The 25340-nt window shown below is 62.0% G+C and carries 21 protein-coding genes and 1 riboswitch; of the genes, 13 read left to right on the top strand and 8 right to left on the bottom strand.

Annotated elements, in window-relative coordinates:
• Positions 1-178: 178 nt before the first annotated feature.
• The 7 genes from pilG to NR126_RS18380 are packed head-to-tail and all read left to right on the top strand — an operon-like array spanning position 179 to position 10644.
• Positions 179-583 (top strand): twitching motility response regulator PilG, encoded by a 405-nt coding sequence (pilG, locus tag NR126_RS18410; RefSeq protein WP_027617018.1) that lies wholly within the window; start codon positions 179-181, stop codon positions 581-583.
• Between the two features lie 57 nt (positions 584-640).
• Positions 641-1006 (top strand): twitching motility response regulator PilH, encoded by a 366-nt coding sequence (pilH, locus tag NR126_RS18405; RefSeq protein ID WP_256830805.1) that lies wholly within the window; start codon positions 641-643, stop codon positions 1004-1006.
• Between the two features lie 10 nt (positions 1007-1016).
• The gene (locus NR126_RS18400; RefSeq protein WP_027617020.1) at positions 1017-1553 is read left to right on the top strand and encodes a chemotaxis protein CheW; all 537 of its coding nucleotides are present in this window, start codon (positions 1017-1019) and stop codon (positions 1551-1553) included.
• A gap of 44 nt (positions 1554-1597) precedes the next feature.
• Positions 1598-3658 carry a methyl-accepting chemotaxis protein gene (locus NR126_RS18395; protein WP_256830804.1) on the top strand — a complete coding sequence of 687 codons (2061 nt, stop codon included), beginning with the start codon at positions 1598-1600 and terminating at the stop codon, positions 3656-3658.
• A gap of 25 nt (positions 3659-3683) precedes the next feature.
• The gene (locus NR126_RS18390; protein WP_256830803.1) at positions 3684-9548 is read left to right on the top strand and encodes an Hpt domain-containing protein; all 5865 of its coding nucleotides are present in this window, start codon (positions 3684-3686) and stop codon (positions 9546-9548) included.
• The gene (locus NR126_RS18385; protein WP_027617023.1) at positions 9541-9996 is read left to right on the top strand and encodes a chemotaxis protein CheW; all 456 of its coding nucleotides are present in this window, start codon (positions 9541-9543) and stop codon (positions 9994-9996) included. The genes NR126_RS18390 and NR126_RS18385 overlap by 8 nt, the downstream gene beginning before the upstream one ends.
• Positions 9997-10026: 30 nt before the next feature.
• Positions 10027-10644 carry a hemolysin III family protein gene (locus NR126_RS18380; RefSeq protein ID WP_256830802.1) on the top strand — a complete coding sequence of 206 codons (618 nt, stop codon included), beginning with the start codon at positions 10027-10029 and terminating at the stop codon, positions 10642-10644.
• Here the strand turns inward: NR126_RS18380 and NR126_RS18375 are convergent.
• Entirely contained in the window at positions 10632-11543 is a 912-nt protein-coding gene (locus tag NR126_RS18375; RefSeq protein ID WP_256830801.1) for a LysR family transcriptional regulator, read from the bottom strand. The two genes, NR126_RS18380 and NR126_RS18375, sit on opposite strands and share 13 nt — an antisense overlap.
• 108 nt (positions 11544-11651) lie before the next feature.
• Between NR126_RS18375 and NR126_RS18370 the strand changes: the two genes are divergently transcribed.
• The 3 genes from NR126_RS18370 to NR126_RS18360 are packed head-to-tail and all read left to right on the top strand — an operon-like array spanning position 11652 to position 14203.
• Complete coding sequence (locus tag NR126_RS18370; RefSeq protein WP_372826818.1) at positions 11652-12893, top strand: D-amino acid dehydrogenase; 1242 nt, start codon at positions 11652-11654, stop codon at positions 12891-12893.
• A gap of 27 nt (positions 12894-12920) precedes the next feature.
• Positions 12921-13271, top strand: coding sequence for a RidA family protein (locus NR126_RS18365; RefSeq protein WP_256830799.1), 351 nt, complete (start codon positions 12921-12923; stop codon positions 13269-13271).
• 29 nt (positions 13272-13300) lie between these two features.
• Positions 13301-14203, top strand: a complete 903-nt coding sequence (locus NR126_RS18360) for a transporter substrate-binding domain-containing protein (RefSeq protein ID WP_027617028.1) — start codon at positions 13301-13303, stop codon at positions 14201-14203.
• A 4-nt stretch (positions 14204-14207) separates the two neighbouring features.
• Here the strand turns inward: NR126_RS18360 and NR126_RS18355 are convergent, their stop codons facing one another.
• Together NR126_RS18355 and NR126_RS18350 are read right to left on the bottom strand one after the other, a co-directional pair.
• Positions 14208-14927 carry a 16S rRNA (uracil(1498)-N(3))-methyltransferase gene (locus NR126_RS18355; RefSeq protein ID WP_027617029.1) on the bottom strand — a complete coding sequence of 240 codons (720 nt, stop codon included), beginning with the start codon at positions 14925-14927 and terminating at the stop codon, positions 14208-14210.
• A 165-nt stretch (positions 14928-15092) separates the two neighbouring features.
• A complete protein-coding gene (locus tag NR126_RS18350) occupies positions 15093-16499 on the bottom strand; it encodes an adenosylmethionine--8-amino-7-oxononanoate transaminase (RefSeq protein ID WP_256830798.1) in 1407 nt (468 codons plus the stop codon).
• A 300-nt stretch (positions 16500-16799) separates the two neighbouring features.
• On the opposite strand from NR126_RS18350, the gene NR126_RS18345 reads away from it, so the two are divergent.
• Entirely contained in the window at positions 16800-17351 is a 552-nt protein-coding gene (locus NR126_RS18345; RefSeq protein WP_027617031.1) for a cytochrome b, read from the top strand.
• A 31-nt stretch (positions 17352-17382) separates the two neighbouring features.
• Complete coding sequence (locus tag NR126_RS18340; protein WP_027617032.1) at positions 17383-17961, top strand: YceI family protein; 579 nt, start codon at positions 17383-17385, stop codon at positions 17959-17961.
• Positions 17962-18029: 68 nt separating this feature from the next.
• On the opposite strand, the gene NR126_RS18335 is transcribed toward NR126_RS18340, so the two are convergent.
• From NR126_RS18335 to ahcY, 5 genes are all read right to left on the bottom strand, one after another.
• Complete coding sequence (locus tag NR126_RS18335) at positions 18030-19910, bottom strand: DEAD/DEAH box helicase (RefSeq protein WP_256830797.1); 1881 nt, start codon at positions 19908-19910, stop codon at positions 18030-18032.
• Positions 19911-20137: 227 nt separating this feature from the next.
• Positions 20138-20953 carry an ABC transporter substrate-binding protein gene (locus NR126_RS18330; RefSeq protein ID WP_256830796.1) on the bottom strand — a complete coding sequence of 272 codons (816 nt, stop codon included), beginning with the start codon at positions 20951-20953 and terminating at the stop codon, positions 20138-20140.
• Positions 20954-21009: 56 nt separating this feature from the next.
• A complete protein-coding gene (locus NR126_RS18325; RefSeq protein ID WP_027617035.1) occupies positions 21010-22092 on the bottom strand; it encodes a hypothetical protein in 1083 nt (360 codons plus the stop codon).
• A gap of 73 nt (positions 22093-22165) precedes the next feature.
• Positions 22166-23011, bottom strand: coding sequence for a methylenetetrahydrofolate reductase [NAD(P)H] (gene metF / locus NR126_RS18320; protein ID WP_027617036.1), 846 nt, complete (start codon positions 23009-23011; stop codon positions 22166-22168).
• Positions 23012-23171: 160 nt separating this feature from the next.
• A complete protein-coding gene (ahcY, locus tag NR126_RS18315; RefSeq protein WP_027617037.1) occupies positions 23172-24581 on the bottom strand; it encodes an adenosylhomocysteinase in 1410 nt (469 codons plus the stop codon).
• A gap of 23 nt (positions 24582-24604) precedes the next feature.
• Positions 24605-24707, bottom strand: a riboswitch (S-adenosyl-L-homocysteine riboswitch).
• Between the two features lie 197 nt (positions 24708-24904).
• Here ahcY and NR126_RS18310 point away from each other — a divergent pair.
• Positions 24905-25309 carry an acyl-CoA thioesterase gene (locus NR126_RS18310; RefSeq protein ID WP_027617039.1) on the top strand — a complete coding sequence of 135 codons (405 nt, stop codon included), beginning with the start codon at positions 24905-24907 and terminating at the stop codon, positions 25307-25309.
• The last annotated feature ends 31 nt before the right edge of the window (positions 25310-25340 follow it).

Raw genomic sequence — 25340 nt, 5'->3', positions numbered from 1 at the left:
CGCCCAGTGTGTTCCCGGTCAAGGAAAAACCACCGTGCGGACCGCCGGATAGATTGCACCGGGAGACTGTGCTAAAAAGGCTGCCATGTTGCGCTGACCCTTGAAGTTAAAGGCTTTCGAGCCACCGGAGCGGCGTAAACGGACAAACTGATTCGCTCAGGCGATGGTAAGAGCAGATATGCAACAGCAGTCCAACGCCTTGAAGGTCATGGTGATCGATGATTCGAAAACCATCCGCCGTACCGCCGAGACCATGTTGCTCAATGCCGGTTGCGAGGTGATCACCGCCATCGACGGTTTTGATGCCCTGGCCAAGATTGCCGACAATCATCCGGGGATCATCTTCGTCGACATCATGATGCCGCGTCTGGATGGTTATCAGACCTGCGCTTTAATCAAGAACAACAGTGCCTTCAAGTCCACGCCGGTGATCATGCTTTCATCGAGGGACGGTCTGTTCGACAAGGCCAAGGGGCGTATCGTCGGTTCCGATCAGTTTTTGACCAAACCCTTCAGCAAGGACGAATTGTTGAACGCAATCCGCGCCCATGTGCCGGGCTTTGCTGCCGACTCGCCGCTGTAGGACATGCACAGTGATGCCCGGCCAGCCGGCCTGGCGTCGACAAGAATGGGGAAGACCATGGCTCGTATTCTGATCGTCGATGATTCGCCGACCGAAATGTACAAATTGACCGGCATGCTGGAAAAACACGGCCATGAAGTGCTCAAGGCGGAAAACGGCGCCGACGGCGTGGCACTGGCGCGCCAGGAAAAACCCGACGCGGTCCTGATGGACATCGTCATGCCTGGCCTCAACGGCTTCCAAGCGACCCGGCAACTGACCAAGGACGCCGAAACCGGGCACATCCCGGTGATCATCATCACCACCAAGGATCAGGAGACCGACAAGGTCTGGGGCACACGCCAGGGCGCGCGCGACTACCTGACCAAACCGGTGGAAGAAGACATCCTGATCAAGACCCTGAACGCCGTGCTGGCAGGCTGACGGCCACGCCATGGCCGAGTCGCTGACAGCATTCGAGTTGCTGCTGCAGATTGACCAGCGCTGCCGTTTACTGGCGGCGGACCTGCCGTCCCGTCCCACCCGCAATCACGGCTGGAGCGGCATCGGTTTTCGCCTGGGCGAGCGCTGGTACGTGGCGCCCATGGGCGAGGTCAGTGAAATCCTCCATGAGCCGCGCCTGACCCAGCTACCCGGGGTCAAGTCGTGGGTCAGGGGCGTGGCCAACCTGCGCGGGCGGCTGTTGCCGGTCATGGACCTGTGCGGCTTCCTCGGCGCCGAGTTGTCGGCGCAGCGACGGCAGCGTCGGGTGCTGGTGGTCGAGCATCAGGAAGTTTTTGTCGGCTTGATGGTTGATGAGGTGCTGGGCATGCAGCATTTCGATCAGGGCGGATTCCAGGCCGGCGCCGCAGACCCGGACGGGCCGGCAGGGGCCTTCATCAAGGGGCGCTTCGAGCGCGAGCAAAGCTGGCAGGTGTTTAGTCCGTTTGCCCTGGCGCAGTCCCAACGCTTCATGGACGTGGCGCTGTAACCCATGGTGGTTTCAGCCACATGTGGATCAACAGGCGAGAATCGATGAACAAAGCAAACGCAGGCACCTCCACCGACGGCACGCGCAGTCGCTCGCAGATCATTGCGCTGTTCATCGCCTTGATCGTGTTCATCGTGCTGTTGTTCGCCAACTTTGCCTACCTCAACACCCAGGCCTCCCACGACAAGCAGTACATCGGCCATGCCGGCGAGTTGCGCGTGCTGTCCCAGCGCATCGCCAAGAACGCCACCGAAGCCGCTGCCGGCAAGGCGGCCGCATTCAAGTTGCTGAGTGATGCACGCAACGATTTTGCGCAACGCTGGGGGTACCTGAAAAAAGGCGATCCGGCGACCAACCTGCCGCCCGCACCGGCAGCCGTTCGACCGCAGATGCGCGCGGTGCAGCTGGATTGGGAGCGCCTGCTGAAAAACACCGACGCGATCCTGTCCAGCGAGCAGACCGTGCTGTCGCTGCACCAGGTGGCCGCGACACTGGCCGAGACCGTGCCGCAACTGCAGGTCGAGTATGAGAAAGTCGTCGAGATCCTGCTGCAGCGCGGCGCGCCGGCCGCCCAGGTGGCCATGGCCCAGCGCCAATCGTTGCTTGCCGAACGGATTCTCGGCGCGGTTAACACGGTGCTGGCCGGCGATGAAAATGCCCAGCAGGCCGCCGATGTCTTCGGCCGTGACGCGGCGCGCTTCGGCCAGGTGCTCAACGGCATGCTGCAGGGCAATCCGGCGCTGAAAATCAGTGAGGTCGAAGACCGTGATGCCCGCGCGCGGCTGACCGAGATTGCTGAGTTGTTCCAGTTCGTCTCCGGCTCGGTGGATGAAATTCTCGAAACCTCGCCGCAACTGTTCAAGGTCCGTGAGTCGGCGGGGAGTATTTTCAACCTCTCGCAGACCCTGCTGGAGGAGGCCTCTCATCTGGCCAGCGGCTTCGAGAACCTGGTGGGCGGGCGCTCCACCGATACCATCGGCGGTTTTATTCTGGGCCTGCTGGCGCTGGCCTCGATCATCCTGATCGGGCTGGTGATGGTCCGCGAAACCAACCGCCAGTTGCGCGAAACCGCCGAGAAGAACGAGCGCAACCAGAACGCGATCATGCGCCTGCTCGACGAAATCGAAGACCTCGCCGATGGCGACCTGACCGTGACCGCCTCGGTGACCGAAGACTTCACCGGGACCATTGCCGACTCGATCAACTACTCGGTCGACCAGTTGCGCGATCTGGTCGCCACCATCAACCTCACTGCCGGTCAGGTGGCTGCCGCCGTGCAGGAAACCCAGGCCACGGCGATGCACCTGGCCCAGGCCTCGGAGCATCAGGCGCAGCAGATCTCCGAAGCCTCGACTTCGATCAACGAAATGGCCCAGTCCATCGATCAGGTTTCGGCCAACGCCGCGGAGTCTTCAGCGGTGGCCGAGCGCTCGGTGGAAATTGCCAACAAGGGCAACGAGGTGGTGCACAACACCATCCACGGCATGGACAACATCCGTGAGCAAATCCAGGACACCGCCAAGCGCATCAAGCGCCTGGGCGAGTCGTCCCAGGAAATCGGCGATATCGTCAGCCTGATTGACGACATTGCCGACCAGACCAACATTCTCGCCCTCAATGCTGCGATCCAGGCCTCGATGGCGGGAGACGCCGGGCGGGGCTTTGCGGTGGTGGCCGACGAGGTCCAGCGCCTGGCCGAACGTTCCTCGGCCGCCACGCGGCAGATCGAAACCCTGGTGCGGGCGATCCAGACCGACACTAATGAAGCCGTGATCTCGATGGAGCAGACCACCACCGAGGTGGTGCGCGGCGCGCGACTGGCGCAGGATGCCGGTGTGGCCCTGGAAGAAATCGAAGGCGTGTCGAAAACCCTCGCGGCGTTGATCCAGAGTATTTCCAACGCGGCGCAACAACAGACCTCTTCGGCCGGGCAGATTTCCTTGACGATGAACGTGATCCAGCAGATCACCACGCAAACCTCGTCGGGTTCCACCGCCACTGCCGAGAGCATTGGCAACCTGGCGAAAATGGCCAGCCAGTTGCGCCGCTCGGTGTCCGGTTTTACCTTGCCGGCGGCGCCAGCGCGCGGGGCTGAAAAGGTCTGAATGCGGGACTTGGACTGGAGTGGTTATGGGTGATCGGCACGACTATGTGGCCCTCGAATGGGTCAAGGGTGAAATTGCCGAAACGCTGAAGCAGGCCTACTTCGCCCTCGATAATCTGATCGAGGACCCGCAGGCGCTGCACGAGCTCGAGCGTTGCCTGGCCGGTATCCATCAGGTCCATGGCAGTTTGCAGATGGTCGAGTTCTACGGCGCCGCCCTGCTCGCCGAAGAAATGGAGCACCTGGCCGCAGCCCTGCAAAAGGGCACCGTGGCTCATCGCGACGAAGCCATCCGCCTGCTGCAACAAGCCCTTAGCCAGTTACCGACCTACCTCGATCGAGTGCACAGCGCCCGACGCGACCTGCCGTTGGTGGTCCTGCCGTTGATCAACGACCTGCGCAGCGCGCGCGGCGAAGGCCTGTTGGCGGAAACCAGCCTGTTCAGCCCGCAACTGCCCAGCCTGCCGGCGCTGGACGAAGCCCAGTTGCAACGGCTGGCCCCCGACGACTGGCCGAATGTCATGCGCAAGCTGCGGCAGATGCTGCAAATGGGCCTCGCCGGCTTGCTCCGAGAGCAGGAAGACGATACCCATTATGGCTATCTGGCCAAGGTCTTCGCACGCCTGGAAACACTGACCGGCGAGGCCCCGTTGAGCCCGCTGTGGCAGGTCGCCGCGGCGCTGGTCGAAGGCATGAGCAGTGCTGCCATCGCTAATAGTCCGGCGCTGCGCAGCCTGTTCAAGGATGCCGACAAGGAACTCAAACGCCTGCAAGAGCAAGGCATACCCGGGATCAATCAACCGGCTCCGGCCGAGTTGCTCAAGAGCCTGTTGTTTTATATCGCCAAGGCCCAATACCCCAGTGCCCGGATGCAAACCATGAAAGATCGTTTTGGACTGGATGACGCGCTGCCCGACAGTGCGCTGCTCGATGCCGAGCGCGCGCGCCTGGCCGGACCTGACCGCGACGCAATGCGCTCGGTGCTGGCGGCGCTGTGTGAAGAGTTGGTGCGGGTCAAGGAGCGCCTCGACTTGTTCGTGCGTAGCGACCGCCAGCACACCTCCGACCTCGACAGCCTGCTGGCGCCACTGCGGCAAATCGCCGATACCCTGGCGGTGCTCGGCTTCGGCCAGCCGCGCAAGGTGATCATTGATCAGTTGGCGGTGGTGCAGAGCCTGGCCCAGGGGCAGCGTGAACCCAACGACGCAATCCTGATGGACGTAGCCGGGGCCTTGCTGTACGTCGAGGCGACCCTGGCCGGGATGGTCGGGATGGTCGAGGAAAGCCGCGAAGAAAGCCGCCTGCCGACCACCGACCTGACCGAGATCCACCAGATCGTGATCAAGGAAGCGCGCCTGTGCCTGCAACAGGCCAAGGACATGATCGTCGAGTACATCGACAGCGACTGGGATCGTCAGCCGCTGCAACTGCTGCCGGCGCTGCTGACCCAGGTGCGCGGTGCGCTGGCAATGATTCCGCTGAATCGTGCGGCAAGCCTGCTGGAAGCCTGCAATGACTACATTGGCGAGCACTTGCTGGGCGATCGCACGCCGCCGGATTGGCATCAGTTGGATAACCTGGCCGACGCCATCACCAGCATCGAGTACTACCTGGAACGCTTGAACGAAGACCCGCAGAACCTCGGCGAGCAGGTCCTCGACGTCGCCGAGCAAAGCCTGGGAGCGCTCGGTTACCTGCCTCGCGAGGTGCCGCTCACGGCACTCAAGGCTGCTCCGCAAGACCCAGAGGATTTGCAGGCGTTGGCCGAGGCGCTGGCCAGTCCGATGTCGGCGGTCAATCCGCCGGCGAAGGTCTCCCCTGAAAGCCTGCTGCCGCCACCGGCCGATGAAGAGCCGGTGGACGACGAGTTGCGCGAAGTGTTCCTCGAGGAGACGGACGAGGTACTCGAGATTCTGCGCGAGTACCTGCCGCGCTGGATTGCCAGCCCCGAGAGCCGCTCGGTCCTGGGTGAGTTGCGCCGCGCCTTCCATACGTTGAAGGGCAGTGGGCGGATGGTGCGCGCGCTGGTCCTGGCGGAACTGGCGTGGGCCGTGGAAAACCTGCTCAACCGGATCCTCGAACACAGTGTCGAGCCGGGGCCACAGGTTCACCAACTGCTCGATCGAGTGTTGCAGGTGTTGCCGGAGCTGGCGCGCGAATATGCGGGCAACCGCCAGCGTCAGCGCCAGGACGTCGATCGCCTGGCCGCTGACGCCCACGCGCTGGCCCGGGGTGAAGCGCCGTCGTCGGCGCCGGCGTTGGCGGATAACCCGTCTGCCGATCGGCAGTTGCTGGAGATTTTCCGCAACGAAGCACAGACCCACCTCAATAGCCTCAAGCGCTTCCTCGATCAGGCCGCCGAGCAGGTGCCGCTGCAGGCCAGCGATGAATTGCAGCGTGCATTGCATACGCTCAAGGGCAGTGCCTCGGTGGCGGGCGTACTGGCGGTTGCCGAACTGGCAGCGCCGCTGGACCAACTGGCGCGTGAGTACAAGGCGCACCTGCTGCCCCTCGATCTGGATGAAGTCGAGCTGCTGCACGAAGCCTGGGCCTTGCTGCGTCGTGGTCTCGAACAATTGCAGGACGACCCGTTGCTGAAAATCGACGGTGCCGGCGAACTGATCGGCCGCCTCCAGCGCCTGCTCGCCGAGCGCCTGGAGGCGGCCAACAACGCGCCGGACAGTGGCCTGCGCAGCAAGCGCGACCCGCAACTGATCAACAACTTCCTGGCCCAGGGCATGGACATTTTGCTCGATGCCGAGAGCCTGCTGCAGCGCTGGCAAGAACATCCCGGCGAGCGCCAGGAACTCAGTGCGTTGCTGGATGAATTGACCACCCTGGGGGAAAGTGCACACCTGGCCGATCTGCACCCGGTCGATGAGCTCTGCGAGGCGCTGCTCGATCTCTATGGCGCCGTTGAAGAAAGCAGCCTGGCCGTCAGCGAGCGCTTCTTCGAGCAGGCGCAAGCCGCCCACGAAGACTTGATCAACATGCTCGACCAACTGGCGGCCGGACAGGAGGTCAGTCATCAACCCCAGCGTGTGCGAGCCCTGCGTGATTTGCTCGACGAGGGCCTCGATCCAGCGGCCATGGGCCTGATCCGCAGCGATGGCAGCCGTAGCCTGAGCATCACTGAGCTGAGCAGTGTCACCGCCGAGCTTGGGCAAGCTTCGCCGACGCCGTTGAGCGCCGACGAGGAAATGGTCGAGATTTTTCTGGAAGAGGCGGTGGATATCCTCGACAGCACGGCGCAGGCTTTGCAGCGCTGGCTCAATGAGCCGCAGAACCCGGCGCCGCTGTCAGCCTTGCAGCGCGATCTGCACACCCTCAAGGGCGGGGCGCGGATGGCCGAAGTCGGGCCAGTCGGCGACCTGGCTCACGAGCTGGAAAGCCTGTACGAGGCCCTGGTCGATCGGCGCCTGAGCCATAGCGTCGAACTGGGCCTGTTGCTGCAGCACAGCCATGATCGCCTCGCACAATTGCTTGAACAGTTGCAACGGCATCAGCCGCTGGACGATTGCAGCGATCTGATCGAAGCCATGGCACATTGGCGCCAGGGCATTGGAGGTAACGCCGAAGCGAATCAACCGGCGCCGAGCGGTGACACTGGTAGCCAGGACCCGGAGTTGTTGGAGATCTTTCTCGAGGAAGGTTTCGACATCATCGACAGCTCCGGTGCGGCGCTGACCCGCTGGCAGGCCGATCCCCATAATCGCCTGGAAATGGAAACCCTGCTGCGCGACCTGCATACACTTAAGGGTGGCGCGCGGATGGTCGAAATCGCACCGATTGGCGACCTTGCCCATGAGCTCGAGTTTCTCTACGAGGCGCTGTCCAGTGGTTTGCTGCAGGCCACCCCGGCGCTGTTCGGCCTACTGCAACGTAGCCACGACCGTCTGGCGCAGATGCTTGATGCCACTCGCGCCGGCCAGCCTGTCGCAGCAGCCGAAAACCTGATCGAGGCGATTCGCAGTTTCAGCCACCCGAGCACGCTCGAGCAGCCACCTGCGCCGCTCGATACGCTGCCGCCGGGTAAGCTCGAGCCGGTTGCCGCGCCCGCCGAACTCGGCGCCGACATGGTCAAGGTGTCGGCCGAACTGCTGGATGAGTTGGTCAACCTGGCAGCGGAAACTTCGATCATTCGCGGTCGGGTCGAGCAGCAGGTCAACGATGCTCAGGTCACCTTGAGCGAGATGGAAACCACCCTCGAGCGCATGCGCGACCAATTGCGCCGGCTCGATACCGAAACCCAGGGGCGGATTCTCAGTCGCCAGCAGGTCGAGGCCGAACGCCTGGGCTATGAAGAATTCGACCCGCTGGAGATGGATCGCCACTCCCAGCAGCAACAGCTATCCCGTGCATTGTTCGAGTCTGCTTCGGATTTGCTCGAGCTCAAGGAGACGCTTGAACGGCGCAGCCAGGATGCGCAGAACCTGTTGCAACAGCAGGGAAGGATCAACACCGAGCTGCAGGAAGGTCTGATGCGCACGCGCATGGTGCCGTTCGAGCGGATGCTGCCGCGCCTCAAGCGCATCGTTCGCCAGGTCGCCAGTGAGTTGGGCAAAGACGTCGAGTTCGTGGTCGGCAATGCCGAGGGCGAGATGGATCGCAATGTCCTCGAACGCATGGCGGCGCCGCTGGAACACATGCTGCGCAATGCTGTCGACCACGGCCTGGAGTCGGCCGAGGTGCGCCGCGCCGCCGGTAAGCCGAGCCAGGGCCGAATCACTCTGGACCTGTCTCGCGAAGGCGGCGACATGATTTTCGACATCCGCGATGACGGTGCAGGCGTGCCGCTCGACGCGGTGCGGCGCAAGGCGATCAAGCGCGGCCTGCTGGCGCCCGAAAGCGACATGAGTGATCGCGACGTGCTGCAGTTCATCCTCCAGCCGGGATTTTCCACAGCCGAAAAGATCACCCAGATTTCCGGGCGCGGGGTGGGCATGGACGTGGTGCATGAGGAGGTGCGGCAACTTGGCGGCTCGATGAGCATTGACTCGATACCGGGTAAGGGCGTGCATTTTCGCATCCGCTTGCCGTTCACCGTCTCGGTCAACCGGGCGCTGATGGTGCAGTGTGCCGATGACCAGTACGCGATTCCGCTGAACACCATTGAAGGCATCGTCCGGGTGTTGCCCAACGAACTGGAGGGTTACTACCAACTGGATCCGCCGGTTTACCAATACGCTGGCCAGTGCTACGAGCTGTGCCATCTCGGTGAGCTGCTGAAAACCACGGTTCGACCGCGGCTGCTGGGGCAGAGCCAGGCGTTGCCGGTGCTGTTGGTGCAATGCAACGAGCGGCACATTGCGGTGCAGGTGGATGCGATGCTGGGCACCCGCGAGATCGTGGTGAAAAGCCTCGGCCCTCAATTTGCGGCGGTTCAGGGATTGTCCGGAGCGACCATTCTCGGTGACGGCCGGGTGGTGCCGATTCTCGACCTGCTGGCGCCACTGCGGGCGATGCAGGTGCGCTTGCCGACGCAGGTGCCGCGCAGTGCCGAGAGCGAACCGCAGCGTTCGATGCTGGTGCTGGTGGTCGACGACTCGGTGACGGTGCGCAAGGTCACCAGCCGCCTGCTGGAGCGCCATGGCATGAGTGTGCTGACGGCCAAGGACGGCGTAGATGCCATGCTCCTGCTGGAGGAGCACCTGCCCGACCTGATGTTGCTGGATATCGAGATGCCGCGCATGGATGGCTTCGAAGTGGCCACCCAGGTGCGCAACGACCCGCGCCTGCAACATCTGCCGATCATCATGATCACCTCGCGTACCGGGCAGAAACATCGCGACCGGGCCATGGCCATCGGCGTCAATGACTACCTCGGCAAGCCCTATCAGGAGTCGGTGCTGCTCGACAGCATCGCCTTGTGGAGCAAGACCCATGCATGAACATCGCACCAGTCAACTGACCGGGCTGCTGTTGCCCCTGGCTGACCGCACCCTTATTTTGCCCAATGTGGCCGTGGCCGAGCTGATCGATTACCAGTCGGGGACTTTCGATTTGGACTCCCCTCCCTGGTACCTGGGACGGGTCAACTGGCGCAACCGGCAGATTCCGCTGCTCAGTTTCGAGTCGGCCTGCGGCGGTAAGACCGTGATCGGCGAGCGCGCCCGCATCGTCGTGCTCAACGCCCTCGGTGGCCGGCTCGATCTCAAGTTCATGGCACTGCTCGTTCAGGGCATCCCGCGCTCGTGCAAGCTCGACAGTCAGTTGAGTTACGTCGACGTTCCTCTTTGCGGATTGGAACAAGCGGCTGTGCAAGTGGCCGAACAGGTAGTGAAGATCCCCGACCTGCTGGCGCTGGAACAGCGCCTGGTGGAGGCCGGGCTGGTCTGATTGAGAAGGTGTGAAACCAACGGGAGGCCTATGTACCACGGGGAAAGACTCAACGCCTGGACGCATTTGGTGGGGGCGGTCGCCGCATTTGTCGGCGCGGTCTGGCTGCTGGTGGTTGCCAGCTTCGATGGCAGTCCCTGGAAGATCGTCAGCGTGGCGATCTACGGTGTGACCCTGCTGGCGCTGTACAGCATTTCGACGGTCTATCACAGCGTGCGCGGGCGGACGAAGAAGATAATGCAGAAGGTCGATCATCTGTCGATCTATCTGCTGATCGCCGGCAGCTACACACCTTTTTGCCTGGTGACTTTGCGCGGTCCGTGGGGCTGGACCCTGTTCGGCATCGTCTGGGGTCTGGCGGTGATTGGCATGCTGCAGGAGATCAAGCCGCGCAGCGAGGCGCGGATCCTGTCGATCGTGATTTACGCGGTGATGGGCTGGGTTGTGCTGGTGGCGGTCAAACCGCTGCTGGCTGCGCTGGGAACTGTGGGCTTTGCCTGGCTGGCGGCCGGCGGCGTGTTCTATACCGTGGGCATTATTTTCTTCGCCCTCGACAGCCGCCTGCGCCATGCCCACGGCATCTGGCATTTGTTCGTGATCACCGGCAGTGTCCTGCACTTCGTGGCGATTCTGTTTTACGTGTTGTAGACCCGATCCAGTTGTTCGCGGGCGCGGCGGCTGAAGATCGTCAGCAACTCACTGACGGTGTGCGGCGGCGGTTCGCTGGCACGGGTGACCGCATACAGGGTGATCGGCAGCGGCGGTGCCAGCGGCCGGATAGCGGTGCTGTCGGGCGCGGCACCGAGGGCGGTGAACGGATCAATCACTGCCAGCCCGGCCCCTGACTCGACCATCGCCCTGGCCAGGGAATAGGTCTGCACCGCGATGCTCACGCGCGGCGGCGGTTCCACCGCCTTGAGGTAGCTGTCGAGCCGCGCCGACAGCGGGTCGGCGCTGGACAGGCCAATCAGCGGCGCATCGGCCAATGCTTGTAGCGGCAATGGTTTGCCTTGCTCGACAATCGGCCAGAAACCCTTGGGGGCCAATGCCACCAGCACGCCGCTGGCCAACGCCTCGGCCTTCAGGCCCGGATGGTCGGGGCGTTGCAGGGTCAGGGCGACATCGATTTCGCGCATCAGCAGGTTCTGCATCAGTTCGCGACTGTGGGCGCTGGCCAGTTCGCAGGCGATGTCCGGATAGCCTTGGGTCCACTCATGAATCGCCGGCGGCAGCAGCGACAGGGCCAGCGCCGGGGTCGCGCCGATGCGCAGGCTGTGGCCTGGTTCGCGGCGCAGGCTCTGGGCCAGGCGCCGCACGCCTTGCAGGCTCTCGGTGACCTTATCCACTTCGCGCTCCAGCTCCAGCGCTTCAGGGGTGGCCTGGAGCTTGCCGCGCACCCGCAGAAACAACGGGAATCCCAGTTGCTGCTCGGCATGTTGCAGCACCTTGGTCACGGCGGGCTGGGAAACGTGCAGCAACTGCGCGGCACCGCTGACCGAACCGGTCTGGCGGATGGCCTGGAAAATCTCGATGTGACGAAGGCGCATGGCGAGTCCATAACCTTTGTTTATGGGTTGACCATCTTTATTCATTGTTCGGCGCCTGTCACCTGGCTCTAACCTCGGGCCATGTCTCATCAACGCTTAAGGACTGACATGGCTCAGCGTGTATGCATCATTGGCGGCGGCGTTATCGGCCTGGCAACGGCTTACGCGCTGGTGCGCGACGGCGCCGAGGTGACCGTGGTCGAGGCCCGTGATTCGCTGGGCAGCGAAACCAGTTTCGCCAACGGTGGCCAGCTGTCCTACCGCTATGTCGCGCCGCTGGCCGATGCCGGCGTGCCGTTGCAGGCGATTGGCTGGATGCTGCGAGGCGACTCACCGCTCAAGCTGCGGCCGCGGTTCGACCCGGCGCAGTGGCGCTGGATGGCCTCGTTCCTGGGGGCTTGCCGGTCTTCGGTGAACCGTGCCAACGCCGCCCATTTGTTGCGCCTGGCGCTGTTCAGTCAGTCGACCCTGAAACACTGGCGCGAAGACGATGCGCTGGGGGGTTTCAATTGGCGGCGCAACGGCAAGCTGGTGACCTTCCGCGAAACCGCCAGCTTCGACCATGCCCGCGCCGGGCTCGCCGATCCGCAACAGCAGCAGGTGCTGTCGGCTGCCGAGTGCGCGCAACTCGAGCCGGCACTGGCCGATGCGCCCTTTGTTGGCGCCATCTACACCCCGGATGAAGAAGTCGGCGACTGCCACGCTTTTTGTCAACAATTGGCCGCACGGCTGCGGGCCTCCGGCCGCTGCGAGTTCCGCCTGGGCCAGGCCGTGACCGCGATTCACCACAACCAGGGCGCGGTGAACGCAATTGAGCTGGGCGACGAGGTGCTGCCGGTCGAGCAACTGGTGATTGCCGCCGGCCATCGCAGCCCGCTGCTGGCCTTGCCCGGCCTGGACCTGCCGCTGTATCCGCTCAAGGGTTACAGCCTGACGGTGCCGATCGGCCCTGAACACCGCGCGCCCGAACTGAGTATCACCGACTACAACCGCAAGATCGTCTACGCGCGGATCGGCGAGCAGTTGCGGGTGGCGGCGATGGTCGACATCGTCGGCTTCGACGCCGCGCTGGACCCCAAGCGGCTGGCCTTGATCAAACGCCAGGCCCGCGACACTTTTGCCCAGGCCGGCGATTATGATGCGGCCGTCGAATGGGCTGGTATGCGCCCGGCGACTCCCAGTGGCGTGCCGCTGTTGGGCGCCACCGCTTATCGCAACCTGTGGCTGAACCTCGGCCATGGCGCGCTGGGTTTCACCCTGGCCTGTGGCAGTGCCCAGGTGCTCAGCGAACTGATCGGCCAGCGCCGGCCGTCCATCGACTTGCAGGGTTTTACTCCCCGTGCAGCCTGAATTCCAATCACTTAGAAGGACCTTCCGATGACCCTTACGCGTATCCACAGCAACCCACGGTTGTCCGCCGCCGTGACCTATGGCGAGCTGGTGTTCCTCTCTGGCCAGGTGCCGGGTGACGCCACCGACGCTGCCGGGCAGACCCGCGAGGTGCTGGAAAAAATCGACGCCCTGCTGGCCGAGGCCGGCAGTGACAAGGACCATTTGCTCAGCGCGACCATTTACCTGAAGGACATCGAGGCCGATTTCGCATCGATGAACGATGTCTGGTCGGCCTGGTTGTCACCCGGCCAGGCACCGAGCCGCACCACCCTGCAGGCGCAACTCGCACGTCCGCAGGTGCTGGTGGAAATCACCGTCATCGCGGCGCGACGCTAAGTCATCGAACCCCACAACGGAGAATAACAATGCAAAAAATCACGTTGCTCGGCTGCACCCTGGGCCTGTTGCTGGCCGCAAACGTCCAGGCCAACGAAGCCCCGCTGGGGCCGACATTGAGCAAAATCGCCGACGCCAAGGGCATTACCCTGGGTTATCGCGACGCGTCGGTGCCGTTTTCCTACGTTGGTGATCACACCGGGCAGCCCATGGGTTATTCGGTGGACCTGGCTGGCAAGATCGTCGAGCGCATCGAGCAGAAACTGGCGTCCGGGCCGCTCAAGGTCAAATACAACCTGGTGACCTCGCAGACCCGCATCCCGCTGGTGCAGAACGGCACCGTCGACCTGGAGTGCGGGTCGACCGGCGTTACGGCCGAGCGGCAGAAGCAGGTAGCGTTTTCCTACGGCTTTATCTATGTCAAAGGCCAGTTGCTCACCGCCAACGACAGTGGCATCAAGGGTTTCGCTGATCTGCGCGGCAAGAACGTGGTGACCACCGCCGGCACCACCAATGAGCGCTACCTGAAAAGCTACAACTTGGACAACAAGCTGGACATGTTTGTGATCAGCGCCAAGGACCACGGCGAAGCCTTCCAGATGTTGCAATCGGGCCGTGCGGCGGCGTTCTACATGGACGACGCGCTGCTCTACGGCGAGCGTGCCAAGGCTCGCGATCCGCACAAGTGGGTGGTGGTGGGTGAGGAGCAATCGCGGGAAATCTACAGCTGCATGGTGCGCAAGGACGATCCGCAGTTCCTCGCGCTGGTCAACGGGGCCCTGGGGGATCTCTACAGCTCAGGGGAAATCAACGGCATCTACCAGCGCTGGTTCGAGCAGCCGATTCCGCCGAAGGGTTTGAACCTCGAGTTCCCGATGACCAGCGAACTCAAGGCAATCATCGCCAAACCCACCAGCGACCCGGTGCAGTAACGCTTTAGAAATCGCCCCACAGTTGCTGCGCCACCGCCAGCGCCACCACTGGCGCGGTCTCGGTGCGTAGCACCCGTGGGCCGAGGCGGGCAGCGTGGTAGCCGGCGGCTTGGGCCTGTTCGACTTCGTTGTCGTTCAAGCCGCCTTCCGGGCCGATCAGGAACGCCAGGGTCGCCGGTTTGGCGTGGCTGACCATAGGCTCTGCCACCGGGTGCAGTACCAGCTTGAGTTCGGCCTGGGTCTGCTTGATCCAGTCCGCCAGCAGCAACGGCGGATGAATCACCGGCACCGTCGAACGCCCGCATTGTTCGCAGGCGCTGATCGCCACCTGGCGCCAGTGCTGCAGGCGCTTGTCGGCGCGTTCGTCCTTGAGTCGTACCTCACAACGATCACTGAAAATCGGGGTGATTTCGTTCACGCCCAGTTCGGTGGCCTTCTGAATCGCCCAATCCATGCGCTCGCCCCGGGACAAGCCCTGGCCGAGGTGAATGTGCAGCGGCGATTCGACTTGCCCGGCGAAGCTTTCAGTCAGCGCTACGCGCACGTGTTTCTTGCCGACCTCTGCCAGGCTGCCGCGAAATTCCTGGCCTGAGCCGTCGAACACCTGCACGGCATCGCCCGGCGCCATGCGCAGCACCCGGCTGATGTAATGCGCCTGCGCCTCCGGCAATTCGTGTTCGCCGAGGCTCAGCGGGGCGTCGATAAAGAAGCGGGACAGTCTCATTCGGGTTCTCTGTTAATGATGCTGGTGATCTGTGTGTGTAGGCGCGAGCTTGCTCGCGAAAAGTCCAAGGGTGCCGCGTACGTCCAGGCTCGCTCCCACAGGAGGCAGTCCGCACAGGGGAAATTCCACATGGGCAATCCCCCCAGGAACATTCATAGCCAACCCTCAACCCGGATCACGAAACCCCGGGTGGAAATCCTTCGGCACCGCCACGCTGACCGAATCACGGGTAGCGATATCGATGCCTTCGCTGGCCACTTCGGCGAGGAAGTCGATCTGCTCCGGGGTGATCACGTAAGGCGGCAGGAAATACACCACGCTGCCCAGCGGACGCAACAGCGCACCGCGCTCCAGAGCGTGCTGGAACACCTTCAGTCCGCGACGCTCCTGCCAGGGATAGGCCTCTTTGCTGGCCTTGTCCTTAACCATCTCGATGGCCAGCACCATGCCGGTCTGGCGCACTTCCGAGACGTTCGGGTGATCCGCCAAATGAGCGGTGGAGGAGGCCATGCGCCGGGCCAGTGCCTGATTGTTCTCGATGACATTGTCCTGCTCGAAGATATCCAGAGTCGCCAAGGCCGCCGCACAGGCCAGCGGGTTGCCGGTGTAGCTGTGGGAATGGAGGAAGGCACGCAAGGTCGGGTAATCATCGTAGAAGGCGCTGTACACCTCCTCGGTGGTGACGCAGGCCGCCAGTGGCAGATAGCCGCCAGTCAGGGCTTTGGACAGGCAGAGGAAGTCCGGACGGATGCCGGCCTGCTCACAGGCAAACATCGTCCCGGTACGACCGAAACCCACGGCAATCTCATCGTGGATCAGGTGCACACCGTAGCGGTCACAGGCTTCGCGCAGCAGCTTGAGGTACACCGGGTGGTACATGCGCATGCCGCCGGCGCCCTGGATCAGTGGCTCGACGATTACGGCCGCGACGCTGCCATGGTTCTGCGCGAGGGTCTGCTCCATGGCCGCGAACATGTTGCGCGAGTGCTCTTCCCAGCTCATGCCGTCAGGACGCAGGTAGCAGTCTGGGCTCGGCACTTTGATGGTGTCCAGCAGCAGCGCTTTGTAGGTTTCGGTGAACAAGGGCACGTCGCCGACCGACATCGCGGCCATGGTCTCGCCGTGGTAGCTGTTGGTCAGGGTGACGAAGCGCTTCTTGTTCGGCTGGCCGCGGTTGAGCCAGTAGTGAAAGCTCATTTTCAGCGCGACTTCGATGCACGACGAGCCGTTATCGGCGTAGAAGCACCGGGTCAGGCCTTCGGGAGTGATCTTCACCAGGCGCTCGGACAATTCGATCACCGGCTGATGACTGAAGCCGGCGAGGATTACGTGCTCCAGTTGATCGACCTGATCCTTGATGCGCTGGTTGATCCGCGGATTGGTGTGACCGAACACATTGACCCACCAGGAGCTGACCGCGTCGAGGTAGCGTTTGCCCTCAAAGTCTTCGAGCCAGACCCCTTCGCCACGCTTGATCGGGATCAGCGGCAGTTGTTCGTGGTCTTTCATCTGGGTGCAGGGATGCCACAGCACCGCAAGATCGCGCTGCATCCACTGATTATTCAAGCCCATGTTCATACTCCTCGAGACGGCGCGCTGGTTTCGCGGGCAAACGGTCGCGCAAGCCTATGCAATGAAAGGGGAGCGGACAACCCATTGTGTTTTTTCAGCCGTCTGAACTGACGAGAAATCCGCGTTTCGGGGCACGCGGGCGGCTGTATGGAGGACTAGTCTGATTCGGGGTTAATCTTTCCTTAACCAATCGACTTCAGACTCTTGATCGTATTTATCGATATTTCATAGCGAAATTTTCCGCTTTAATTCGATAGATAACTCGATAATCTTGATCTCAGTTCTTACAGGATTTGGGCAATGCAGCTACGTAACTCTACATCTCGCTACGGCTGGGTCAGTATTTTCATGCATTGGGGCGTCGCGCTGGCAGTGGTCGGTCTTTTCGCCTTGGGCTTGTGGATGGTCGGGCTGGATTACTACAGCACCTGGCGCAAAGATGCGCCGGACCTGCATAAAAGCATCGGTTTGGTGTTGTTCGCGGTAATGCTGTTGCGGGTGGTCTGGCGTTTTATCAGCCCACCGCCGCCGACGCTGACCAGTTACGACCGCTTGACGCGCATCGGCGCCAAGCTGGGTCACGGTTTTCTCTATATCGGTTTGTTCGCTGTAATGATTGCCGGTTACCTGATTTCCACCGCAGACGGTGTCGGGATTCCGGTGTTTGGCTTGTTCGAAGTACCTGCTCTGATTTCCGGGCTACCGGACCAGGCAGATGTGGCAGGTGTCATACACCTTTATCTGGCTTGGGCGCTGGTGATTTTCTCCGGCCTCCATGCATTGGCAGCGTTGAAGCACCACTTTATCGACCGTGATGTGACCCTGACGCGAATGCTGGGTCGCAAAGCCTGAAATTCAACCTCGACTCCAAGGAATAGAAAGCATGTTGAAAAAAACTCTCGCCGCTCTGGCAATCGGTTCGGCGCTGTTGTCGGCGAACGTGATGGCGGCTGACTATGTGGTCGACAAAGAAGGCCAGCACGCCTTCGTCGACTTCAAAATCAGCCACCTGGGCTACAGCTACATCACCGGTACCTTCAAGGATATCGACGGCAAGTTCAGCTTCGACGCTGCCAAGCCGGAAGACAGCAAGATCGAGTTCAACGTGAACACCGCCAGCGTCTTCACCAACCACGCCGAGCGTGACAAGCACATCGCCAGCGCTGACTTCCTGAATGCGAGCAAGTTCGGCAAGGCGACCTTTGTTTCCACCAGCGTCAAATCCACTGGCGAAAAAACCGCTGACGTGACCGGCGACCTGACCATCGCAGGCGTGACCAAGCCGGTCGTGGTCAAGGCCACTTTCCTCGGCGAAGGCAAGGATCCATGGGGCGGCTACCGTGCCGGCTTCGAAGGCACTACCAGCATCAAGCGTTCCGACTTCGGCAAGCAGAAAGACCTGGGCCCAGCGTCCGACGCAGTCGAGTTGTACGTTTCGTTTGAAGGCGTGAAAGCGAAGTAATTTTCGCCACGCAAACAAAAATGCCCCACATCCTTGGATGCGGGGCATTTTTTATGGCGCGTTGAAAATCAGCGGTTGCGGGTCAGCAGCGCTGGTTTTTCGCCACGTGGACGGCTTGGCAGTTGATCGAGCTGCTCAGGTGTCGGGAAGCGGTCAGACTTCGACTCCTTGTGGATGATCTTCGGTGCCGGGCCGCCGCGCGGGTTTTGCACGGCCGGTTCCTGGCGCGATTGATCGTCACGGGCTGGACGACGGTTGCGCGAGTCTTCGCGACGACCGCCCTGGCCATCGCGCGCTGCGCCGCTGCGTGGGCCGTTGCGCTTGGCCGCCGGGGTGCCGGTGGAGGCGCCGCCGCTGCTGTTGCGTGGATTGCTCTGGCGACCTTGCGACTGACCGGTACGTGCACCGCCACCCGCGCCAGCGCCAGCGCCTTGTGCCGGAGCGCCTGGACGACGGCCACGGCCCTGGGCCGGTTTCTGCTGGGGCACGTAATCGACGCGGTTACCGAAGTTATCGACATCGTCGTCGAGGAATTCGTCTGGAGCGCGGTCAGGCGCTGCAGCGCGTGGAGCAGGGCGCTGTTGTTCGCGGGCCGGGGTGCCTTCACGAGGCTTTTGCGCCTGGCGCTCGCCACGGCCGGCAGCCGGTTTTTCCTTGCCCTTGTCCTTGCCTTTGTCCTTGCGGCCGCCGCCACCGCCACCGCCACCGCCGTTCGGACCGTCACCACGTGGGCCACGGGCATTGCGCGGGTTGCGCACATCCGGACGCTCGCGAACTTCCGGCTTCTCGGCTTCAACGCTGCTGGCATCAAAACCCATCAGATCGCCATCGGCGATCTTCTGCTTGGTCATGCGCTCGATGCTCTTCAGCAGTTTTTCTTCGTCAGGCGCGACCAGCGAGATCGCCTCGCCCGAACGACCAGCACGACCGGTACGGCCGATGCGGTGTACGTAGTCTTCGTCGACGTTCGGCAACTCGAAGTTGACCACGTGTGGCAACTGGTCAATGTCCAGGCCGCGCGCCGCGATGTCGGTAGCCACGAGGATCCGCACGCTACCGGCCTTGAAGTCGGCCAGGGCTTTGGTGCGGGCGTTCTGGCTCTTGTTGCCGTGGATCGCCACAGCGCTCAGGCCGTGCTTGTCGAGGTACTCGGCCAGGCGGTTGGCGCCGTGCTTGGTGCGGGTGAACACCAGCACCTGTTCCCAGGCGCCCGCGGTGATCAGGTGCGCCAGCAGCGAACGCTTGTGGCTCGCCGGCAGGCGGAACACGCGTTGCTCGATGCGCTCGACCGTGGTGTTCGGCGGCGTGACTTCGATGCGTTCCGGGTTGTGCAGCAGCTTGCCGGCCAGGTCGGTGATGTCCTTGGAGAACGTCGCCGAGAACAGCAGGTTCTGGCGCTTGGCCGGCAGACGGGCGAGGACCTTTTTCACGTCATGGACAAAACCCATGTCGAGCATGCGGTCCGCTTCGTCGAGCACGAGGATTTCCACGTGGGACAGGTCGACGCTGCCTTGGCCGGCCAGGTCGAGCAAGCGACCCGGGCAGGCAACCAGTACGTCGACACCGCGGGCCATGGCCTGAACCTGCGGGTTCATGCCAACGCCGCCGAAAATGCAGGCACTGACGAACTTCAGGTCGCGGGCGTACAGCTTGAAGCTGTCATGCACCTGAGCGGCCAGTTCGCGGGTCGGGGTCAGGACCAGTACACGCGGCTGGCGTGGACCGTGACGTTGGGACTTGTCCGGGTGACCGTTGGGGAACAGGCGTTCGAGGATCGGCAGGGCGAAGCCGCCGGTTTTGCCAGTGCCTGTCTGTGCCGCAACCATCAAGTCGCGACCTTGCAACACGGCGGGGATGGCCCGCTGTTGCACCGGAGTAGGCTGGGTGTAGCCGGCGGCTTCGATGGCACCGACTAAAGCCTCGGAGAGACCGAGGGAAGCAAAGGACATGAGTAATCCTGTTTTTAGTTAGGGCTTGGCCCAATGGGATAGTCTTGCCTGGCGCGAATGGCATTAAAGAGAAGCGCAATCGCGTCCGGTCCTGCTGGGTGCCGCTGGCTCATCTTCGAGTGCTCGCGCGGGCTGAAAAGCTGCGCTGTAGCGATCTCGAGGGGCGGTGTGCGGTACCGAGCGTCCGGGCGTAAGCCTGGCGGGAAGGCCGGAGTATAACAGAGCAATCACTGTGCGCTGCGTTCCTGCTGCTCAACGGTTTTATCTTCGCTCACGGTAGGGGTGGCGAGTGTGATGTTCCGAACAGGTGCCGCCCCATACCGCGCGCTGAGCTCGGCATACGCCGGCTCACGCTTGAAACGCTTGAGTTCGGCGCCGAAACGTTGCACCAGCAAGTCCATGCCAGCATTGCGCCGCACGGCGAGAAACTGGCTTTGCTGACTGATGACCGTCGGACTTTCACTGATCTGCCCACGCAGTTTCAAACTGTCGAGCAGGGTCTGACCGACCCGGCGGTCAGTGATCAGCAGATCAATGCGCCCCAGCGCCAGCTTGCCGAAATTGGCTTCATGGGTGGGGGCTGGCTCGCGGGTGAACAGTGTGGATTGGCGAAAATCCTCACTGTACAGGTAGCCGGGCGAAGTGCCGATGGTCAGGCCGCGCAGGTCTTCGAGGGTCTTGAATGGGTGGGGGCGGGCGTTGGCGTAGAACATCACGAACTCGACCTGTGACAGGGGTTCGCTGGGATAGAGCAGGGTGGCGTCGCGCTCGTCGCTGTGGAAAATGTCCAGCACGCCGTCGGCCAGCCCTTGGTCGAGCATGGCCAGGCAACGTTTCCAAGGCAGGAATTGCCATTGCACTTCTATTCCCAGGCGCTGAAAGACAATGGCCGTGGCTTCGTAGTCCAGCCCGCGCGCCTGCCCATTCTCCTCGTACACGTAAGGCGCCCAGGGCTCGGTGACAATCCGCAGTTTTTCCGCCCGAGCAGTGAAGCTCAGGCAGACAAGAAGCACGGCTGTCAGGAATTGGGCAATGACGGGCATTACCGGAGATTACGACGAGTGGCAGGGTAATAGCTAGAGGCCGTCTAGCCCGAGGCTTAGTCGCCGTTTGCCTGCATCAGGTGTAGGTAGATGGCTCTTCGCCGCTTGCCAAGCACCAGTCGATTGATCGGATGGTTGAACCAGCGCTCGAGTTGATCGCCTTTGAGTGGCCGTTTCAGGCGTTTTTCCACATTGGCATGGGCCTTTTCCCACCAGACGGGCGTGCATGCCTGATCGAACGGATTGGGATGGCGGTAGCAACCGTAGAGGATTTCGCGCATGAACTGGCGTTGTTCGCGAGGCAGGGCCAGGGTCACGATTTTGTAGGCCATGCGTTGCAGGGTCGGCGGTCGTGGCAGGGTCGCGGTGACGAGGGCGGTTTCATCCTGAGCCAGGGGGCTGGTTGGATCGGCCCGGTGCTTCTCCAGCCAGGCGTTGATCTTGGCGCGAAACAGTTCTTTGCGGCTCCAGTAGTGATGGATCAGGTCCGGGCATTGGCGGACCTGGAGCGTGCGATAAGACGCCAGAGACAGGCAGAATTCTTCCAGAGTGTAGGCGCCTTGGGCCAGGGGATACAGCTCGTCCATCAGTGCCAGTGAACGGTCGAGGATGTCCGCGTCCTGCTGGTACAGGCCAATCACCCCGGAATTGAGCATCGGCGTTTGGTCATCGGCCAATTGCCGCTGTTGCAGGACCTCAGCCAGCGTCCGGTAGAGCAGGGTCTGCTTGTTGGCGCCGTAGGTCGTGCCCAGGGTGTTGCACAACAGAGTGCCCGGCTCGATGCGGCGGAACAGTTCCAGGGGCGAGCTGTGGAAAAAGGTGTCGGTGTCGATCAGCAGCGCGAGCTCGGACTCTTTCATGACCTGCTGCATGACTGCGTGTTTGGCGCGGAAGTGGTAGCCGTGCGGCGCGATCCAGCGTTGCCGGGTACTTTCATCGAACTCACGAACGCGTACCGGCAAGTCGCGGTAGTGTTCGGGCTTATCGGTAAAGACCTGTATGTCGAGCGCTTGCCCCGGCGTCTTGCGCAAACCGGCGAGGGCGCTGGCGATGCTGAAGATAGCTTCCTGGTGGTAGGTGCACGCTCCATAGACCAGATAAATCAGTTGGGGAGTCGGTGCTTGGCGTGTAATCGACATCTACGGCGGTTTTCCGGTTGATTGGCAAAAAAAAGGCCCTGGGATCACCAGGGCCTTTGTTCTGACACTACCGTCAGCGCGGTAGTTTCAGGTTGTTCCAGACAGCGAGGCTTGGTTCAGCCTGGTTCAGGGTATAGAAATGCAGCCCTGGTGCACCGCCTTGCAACAAACGTTCACACATCTCTGTGATCACCTGCTCGCCGAAACCCTGAATGCTCGAGGTGTCGTCGCCATAGGCTTCCAGTTGCTTGCGGATCCAGCGCGGGATTTCCGCACCGCAGGCATCAGAGAAGCGCGCCAGCTTGCTGTAGTTGGTAATCGGCATGATGCCCGGCACGATCGGGATGTTTACGCCCAGTGCCCGCACACGCTCGACGAAGTAGAAATAGCTGTCGGCGTTGAAGAAATACTGGGTGATCGCACTGTCGGCGCCGGCGTTGGCCTTGCGCACGAAGTTGTTGAGATCGTCCTCGAAATTGCGCGCTTGCGGGTGCATTTCCGGGTAGGCGGCAACTTCGATGTGGAAATGATCGCCGGTTTCTTCACGGATGAATTCAACCAGGTCATTGGCGTGGCGCAGTTCACCGCTGGCCATGCCCATGCCCGAAGGCAGGTCACCGCGCAGGGCAACGATACGGGTAATCCCGGCGGCCTTGTATTGACTCAGCAGACCGCGAAGGTCGGCCTTGCTGTCGCCGACGCACGACAGGTGCGGGGCGGCGGGCACCTTCACTTCACTTTCCAGCTGCAACACGGTGTTGATCGTGCGATCCCGGGTCGAGCCGCCTGCGCCGTAGGTGCAGGAGAAGAAGTCAGGGTTGTAGGTAGCCAGCTGACGAGCAGTGGCGAGCAGCTTTTCATGCCCAGCGTCGGTCTTGGTAGGGAAGAACTCGAAGCTGTAGCGACGATCTTGGGACATGGTCATATCCTTGGAAACTCGAAAGCCAAACGGTGTGTCCGTCACAACGCCTTCGCTGGCAAGCCAGCTCCTACCAATGTGACGTGGAACCTGTAGGAGCTGGCTTGCCAGCGAACCAGACAACACGGTGCGCCGGGCACACCGTGTTGTCAGCCAAGCATCAGTAGCGGTAAGCGTGCGGCTTGAACGGACCTTCGACGGTCACGCCGATGTAGTCGGCCTGGGTCTTGGTCAGTTGAGTCACGACGCCGCCGAAACCGCGGACCATTTCCAGGGCCACTTCTTCGTCGAGTTTCTTTGGCAGTACTTCAACGGTCAGGCGCTCGGCTTTCTGGGCTGGCGACAGGTCGGCGTACTTCTGTTCGAACAGGAAGATCTGCGCCAGCACCTGGTTGGCGAACGAACCGTCCATGATGCGGCTTGGGTGACCGGTGGCGTTGCCCAGGTTCACCAGTCGGCCTTCGGCCAGCAGGATCAGGTAGTCATCGTTCTGCGGGTCGAAATCGCCAGCGCCGGTACGGTGGATCTTGTGTACCTGTGGCTTCACTTCTTCCCATGCCCAGTTCTTGCGCATGAAAGCGGTGTCGATTTCGTTGTCGAAGTGACCGATGTTGCAGACCACGGCGCGCTTTTTCAGGGCCTTGAGCATGTTGGCGTCGCAGACGTTGACGTTACCGGTGGTGGTCACGATCAGGTCGATCTTGCCCAGCAGGGCTTTGTCGATGCTGGCTTCGGTGCCGGTGTTGATGCCGTCGATGAATGGCGAAACCAGTTCGAAACCGTCCATGCAGGCTTGCATGGCGCAGATTGGGTCAACTTCGGACACTTTAACGATCATGCCTTCCTGACGCAGGGACTGGGCCGAACCCTTGCCCACGTCACCGTAGCCGATGACCAGTGCTTGCTTGCCGGACAGCAGGTGGTCGGTACCACGCTTGATCGCATCGTTCAGGCTGTGACGGCAGCCGTACTTGTTGTCGTTCTTGGACTTGGTTACCGAGTCGTTGACGTTGATCGCCGGGATCTTCAGCTCGCCCTTGGCCAGCATGTCCAGCAGGCGGTGTACGCCGGTGGTGGTTTCTTCGGTCACGCCGTGGACGCGATCCAGTACCTGCGGGTATTTCTTGTGCAGCAGCTCGGTCAGGTCGCCGCCGTCGTCGAGGATCATGTTGGCATCCCAAGGCGCGCCATCTTTGAGGATGGTTTGCTCCAGGCACCACTCGTACTCCTGCTCGGTTTCACCTTTCCAGGCAAACACTGGGATGCCAGCAGCGGCGATGGACGCAGCAGCCTGGTCTTGAGTCGAGAAAATGTTGCAGGACGACCAGCGTACTTCGGCACCCAGGGCAACCAGGGTTTCGATCAGCACGGCAGTCTGAATGGTCATGTGGATGCAGCCGAGGATCTTCGCACCCTTGAGCGGTTGCTCTTCGGAGTACTTGCGACGCAGACCCATCAGGGCCGGCATTTCCGACTCGGCGATGATGGTTTCGCGACGGCCCCAGGCAGCCAGGGACATGTCGGCGACTTTGTAGTCGGTGAAATCTGCAGGCGTGTTGACAGCGCTCATGAAGAGCCTCCATTCGTAATGTATGCGAATGGGCGCCGTTGTGCGTTTAGTGTCCGGCCCAATCAGGCCAGGCAACGCCCCATCCGAGCCTGACAGGTCTAGCCTGCTGCAGCGCCCCTCGGACAGGTGGCGGGAAAACGGTAACTGTCGAAGATGACCGTTTTGAAACGGAGGCGATTATAGCGGGCCGGGCGGATCTGCCAAAGGGTTTCTGTCGGCTGGTTGATTATCTTGATCGAGACCATAGTCGATGCGGCGTAGAGCTGTGCGCCGGGCTCTGCCATGATGGGCGATATCCATCGGCAAGACCCTCAGGAGCGAATATGAATTTCCACACCCGCAAATGGGTAAAACCTGAAGACCTCAACCCCAACGGCACGCTGTTCGGCGGCAGCCTGTTGCGCTGGATCGACGAAGAAGCGGCGATCTACGCCATCGTCCAGTTGGGTAACCAGCGCGTGGTCACCAAGTACATTTCCGAGATCAACTTTGTCAGCGCCTCGCGCCAGGGCGACATCATCGAACTGGGCATCACCGCCACCGAATTCGGTCGTACCTCGATCACCCTCACCTGCGAAGTGCGCAACAAGATCACTCGCAAGAGCATCCTCACGGTGGAGAAGATGGTCTTTGTGAACCTCGGCGAGGACGGCCTGCCGGCCGCGCACGGGCGGACCGAGATCAAATACGTCAAGGACCAGTTCCAGGATGGCGCCGGCGTCGAATAAACCACAGAACGTATGCCGCACCGCGCGTGTC

It is taken from the genome of Pseudomonas sp. Pse1 (assembly GCF_024519635.1).
Lineage (GTDB): Bacteria > Pseudomonadota > Gammaproteobacteria > Pseudomonadales > Pseudomonadaceae > Aquipseudomonas.
The sequence above is the reverse complement of the archived record's forward strand: the minus strand, read 5'-3'. Positions and strand labels throughout refer to the sequence as shown.

Coding starts and splice junctions, on each gene's coding strand:
- NR126_RS18340 (WP_027617032.1), top strand. CDS start 17,383: ATGTTGAAAAAAACTCTCGCCGCTCTGGCAATCGGTTCGGCGCTGTTG.
- pilH (WP_256830805.1), top strand. CDS start 641: ATGGCTCGTATTCTGATCGTCGATGATTCGCCGACCGAAATGTACAAA.
- NR126_RS18310 (WP_027617039.1), top strand. CDS start 24,905: ATGAATTTCCACACCCGCAAATGGGTAAAACCTGAAGACCTCAACCCC.
- NR126_RS18385 (WP_027617023.1), top strand. CDS start 9,541: ATGCATGAACATCGCACCAGTCAACTGACCGGGCTGCTGTTGCCCCTG.
- NR126_RS18350 (WP_256830798.1), bottom strand. CDS start 16,499: ATGGGCTTGAATAATCAGTGGATGCAGCGCGATCTTGCGGTGCTGTGG.
- NR126_RS18375 (WP_256830801.1), bottom strand. CDS start 11,543: ATGCGCCTTCGTCACATCGAGATTTTCCAGGCCATCCGCCAGACCGGT.
- NR126_RS18345 (WP_027617031.1), top strand. CDS start 16,800: ATGCAGCTACGTAACTCTACATCTCGCTACGGCTGGGTCAGTATTTTC.
- NR126_RS18390 (WP_256830803.1), top strand. CDS start 3,684: ATGGGTGATCGGCACGACTATGTGGCCCTCGAATGGGTCAAGGGTGAA.
- NR126_RS18395 (WP_256830804.1), top strand. CDS start 1,598: ATGAACAAAGCAAACGCAGGCACCTCCACCGACGGCACGCGCAGTCGC.
- NR126_RS18365 (WP_256830799.1), top strand. CDS start 12,921: ATGACCCTTACGCGTATCCACAGCAACCCACGGTTGTCCGCCGCCGTG.
- NR126_RS18400 (WP_027617020.1), top strand. CDS start 1,017: ATGGCCGAGTCGCTGACAGCATTCGAGTTGCTGCTGCAGATTGACCAG.
- NR126_RS18380 (WP_256830802.1), top strand. CDS start 10,027: ATGTACCACGGGGAAAGACTCAACGCCTGGACGCATTTGGTGGGGGCG.
- NR126_RS18370 (WP_372826818.1), top strand. CDS start 11,652: ATGGCTCAGCGTGTATGCATCATTGGCGGCGGCGTTATCGGCCTGGCA.
- NR126_RS18335 (WP_256830797.1), bottom strand. CDS start 19,910: ATGTCCTTTGCTTCCCTCGGTCTCTCCGAGGCTTTAGTCGGTGCCATC.
- NR126_RS18360 (WP_027617028.1), top strand. CDS start 13,301: ATGCAAAAAATCACGTTGCTCGGCTGCACCCTGGGCCTGTTGCTGGCC.
- metF (WP_027617036.1), bottom strand. CDS start 23,011: ATGTCCCAAGATCGTCGCTACAGCTTCGAGTTCTTCCCTACCAAGACC.
- pilG (WP_027617018.1), top strand. CDS start 179: ATGCAACAGCAGTCCAACGCCTTGAAGGTCATGGTGATCGATGATTCG.
- NR126_RS18330 (WP_256830796.1), bottom strand. CDS start 20,953: ATGCCCGTCATTGCCCAATTCCTGACAGCCGTGCTTCTTGTCTGCCTG.
- NR126_RS18325 (WP_027617035.1), bottom strand. CDS start 22,092: ATGTCGATTACACGCCAAGCACCGACTCCCCAACTGATTTATCTGGTC.
- ahcY (WP_027617037.1), bottom strand. CDS start 24,581: ATGAGCGCTGTCAACACGCCTGCAGATTTCACCGACTACAAAGTCGCC.
- NR126_RS18355 (WP_027617029.1), bottom strand. CDS start 14,927: ATGAGACTGTCCCGCTTCTTTATCGACGCCCCGCTGAGCCTCGGCGAA.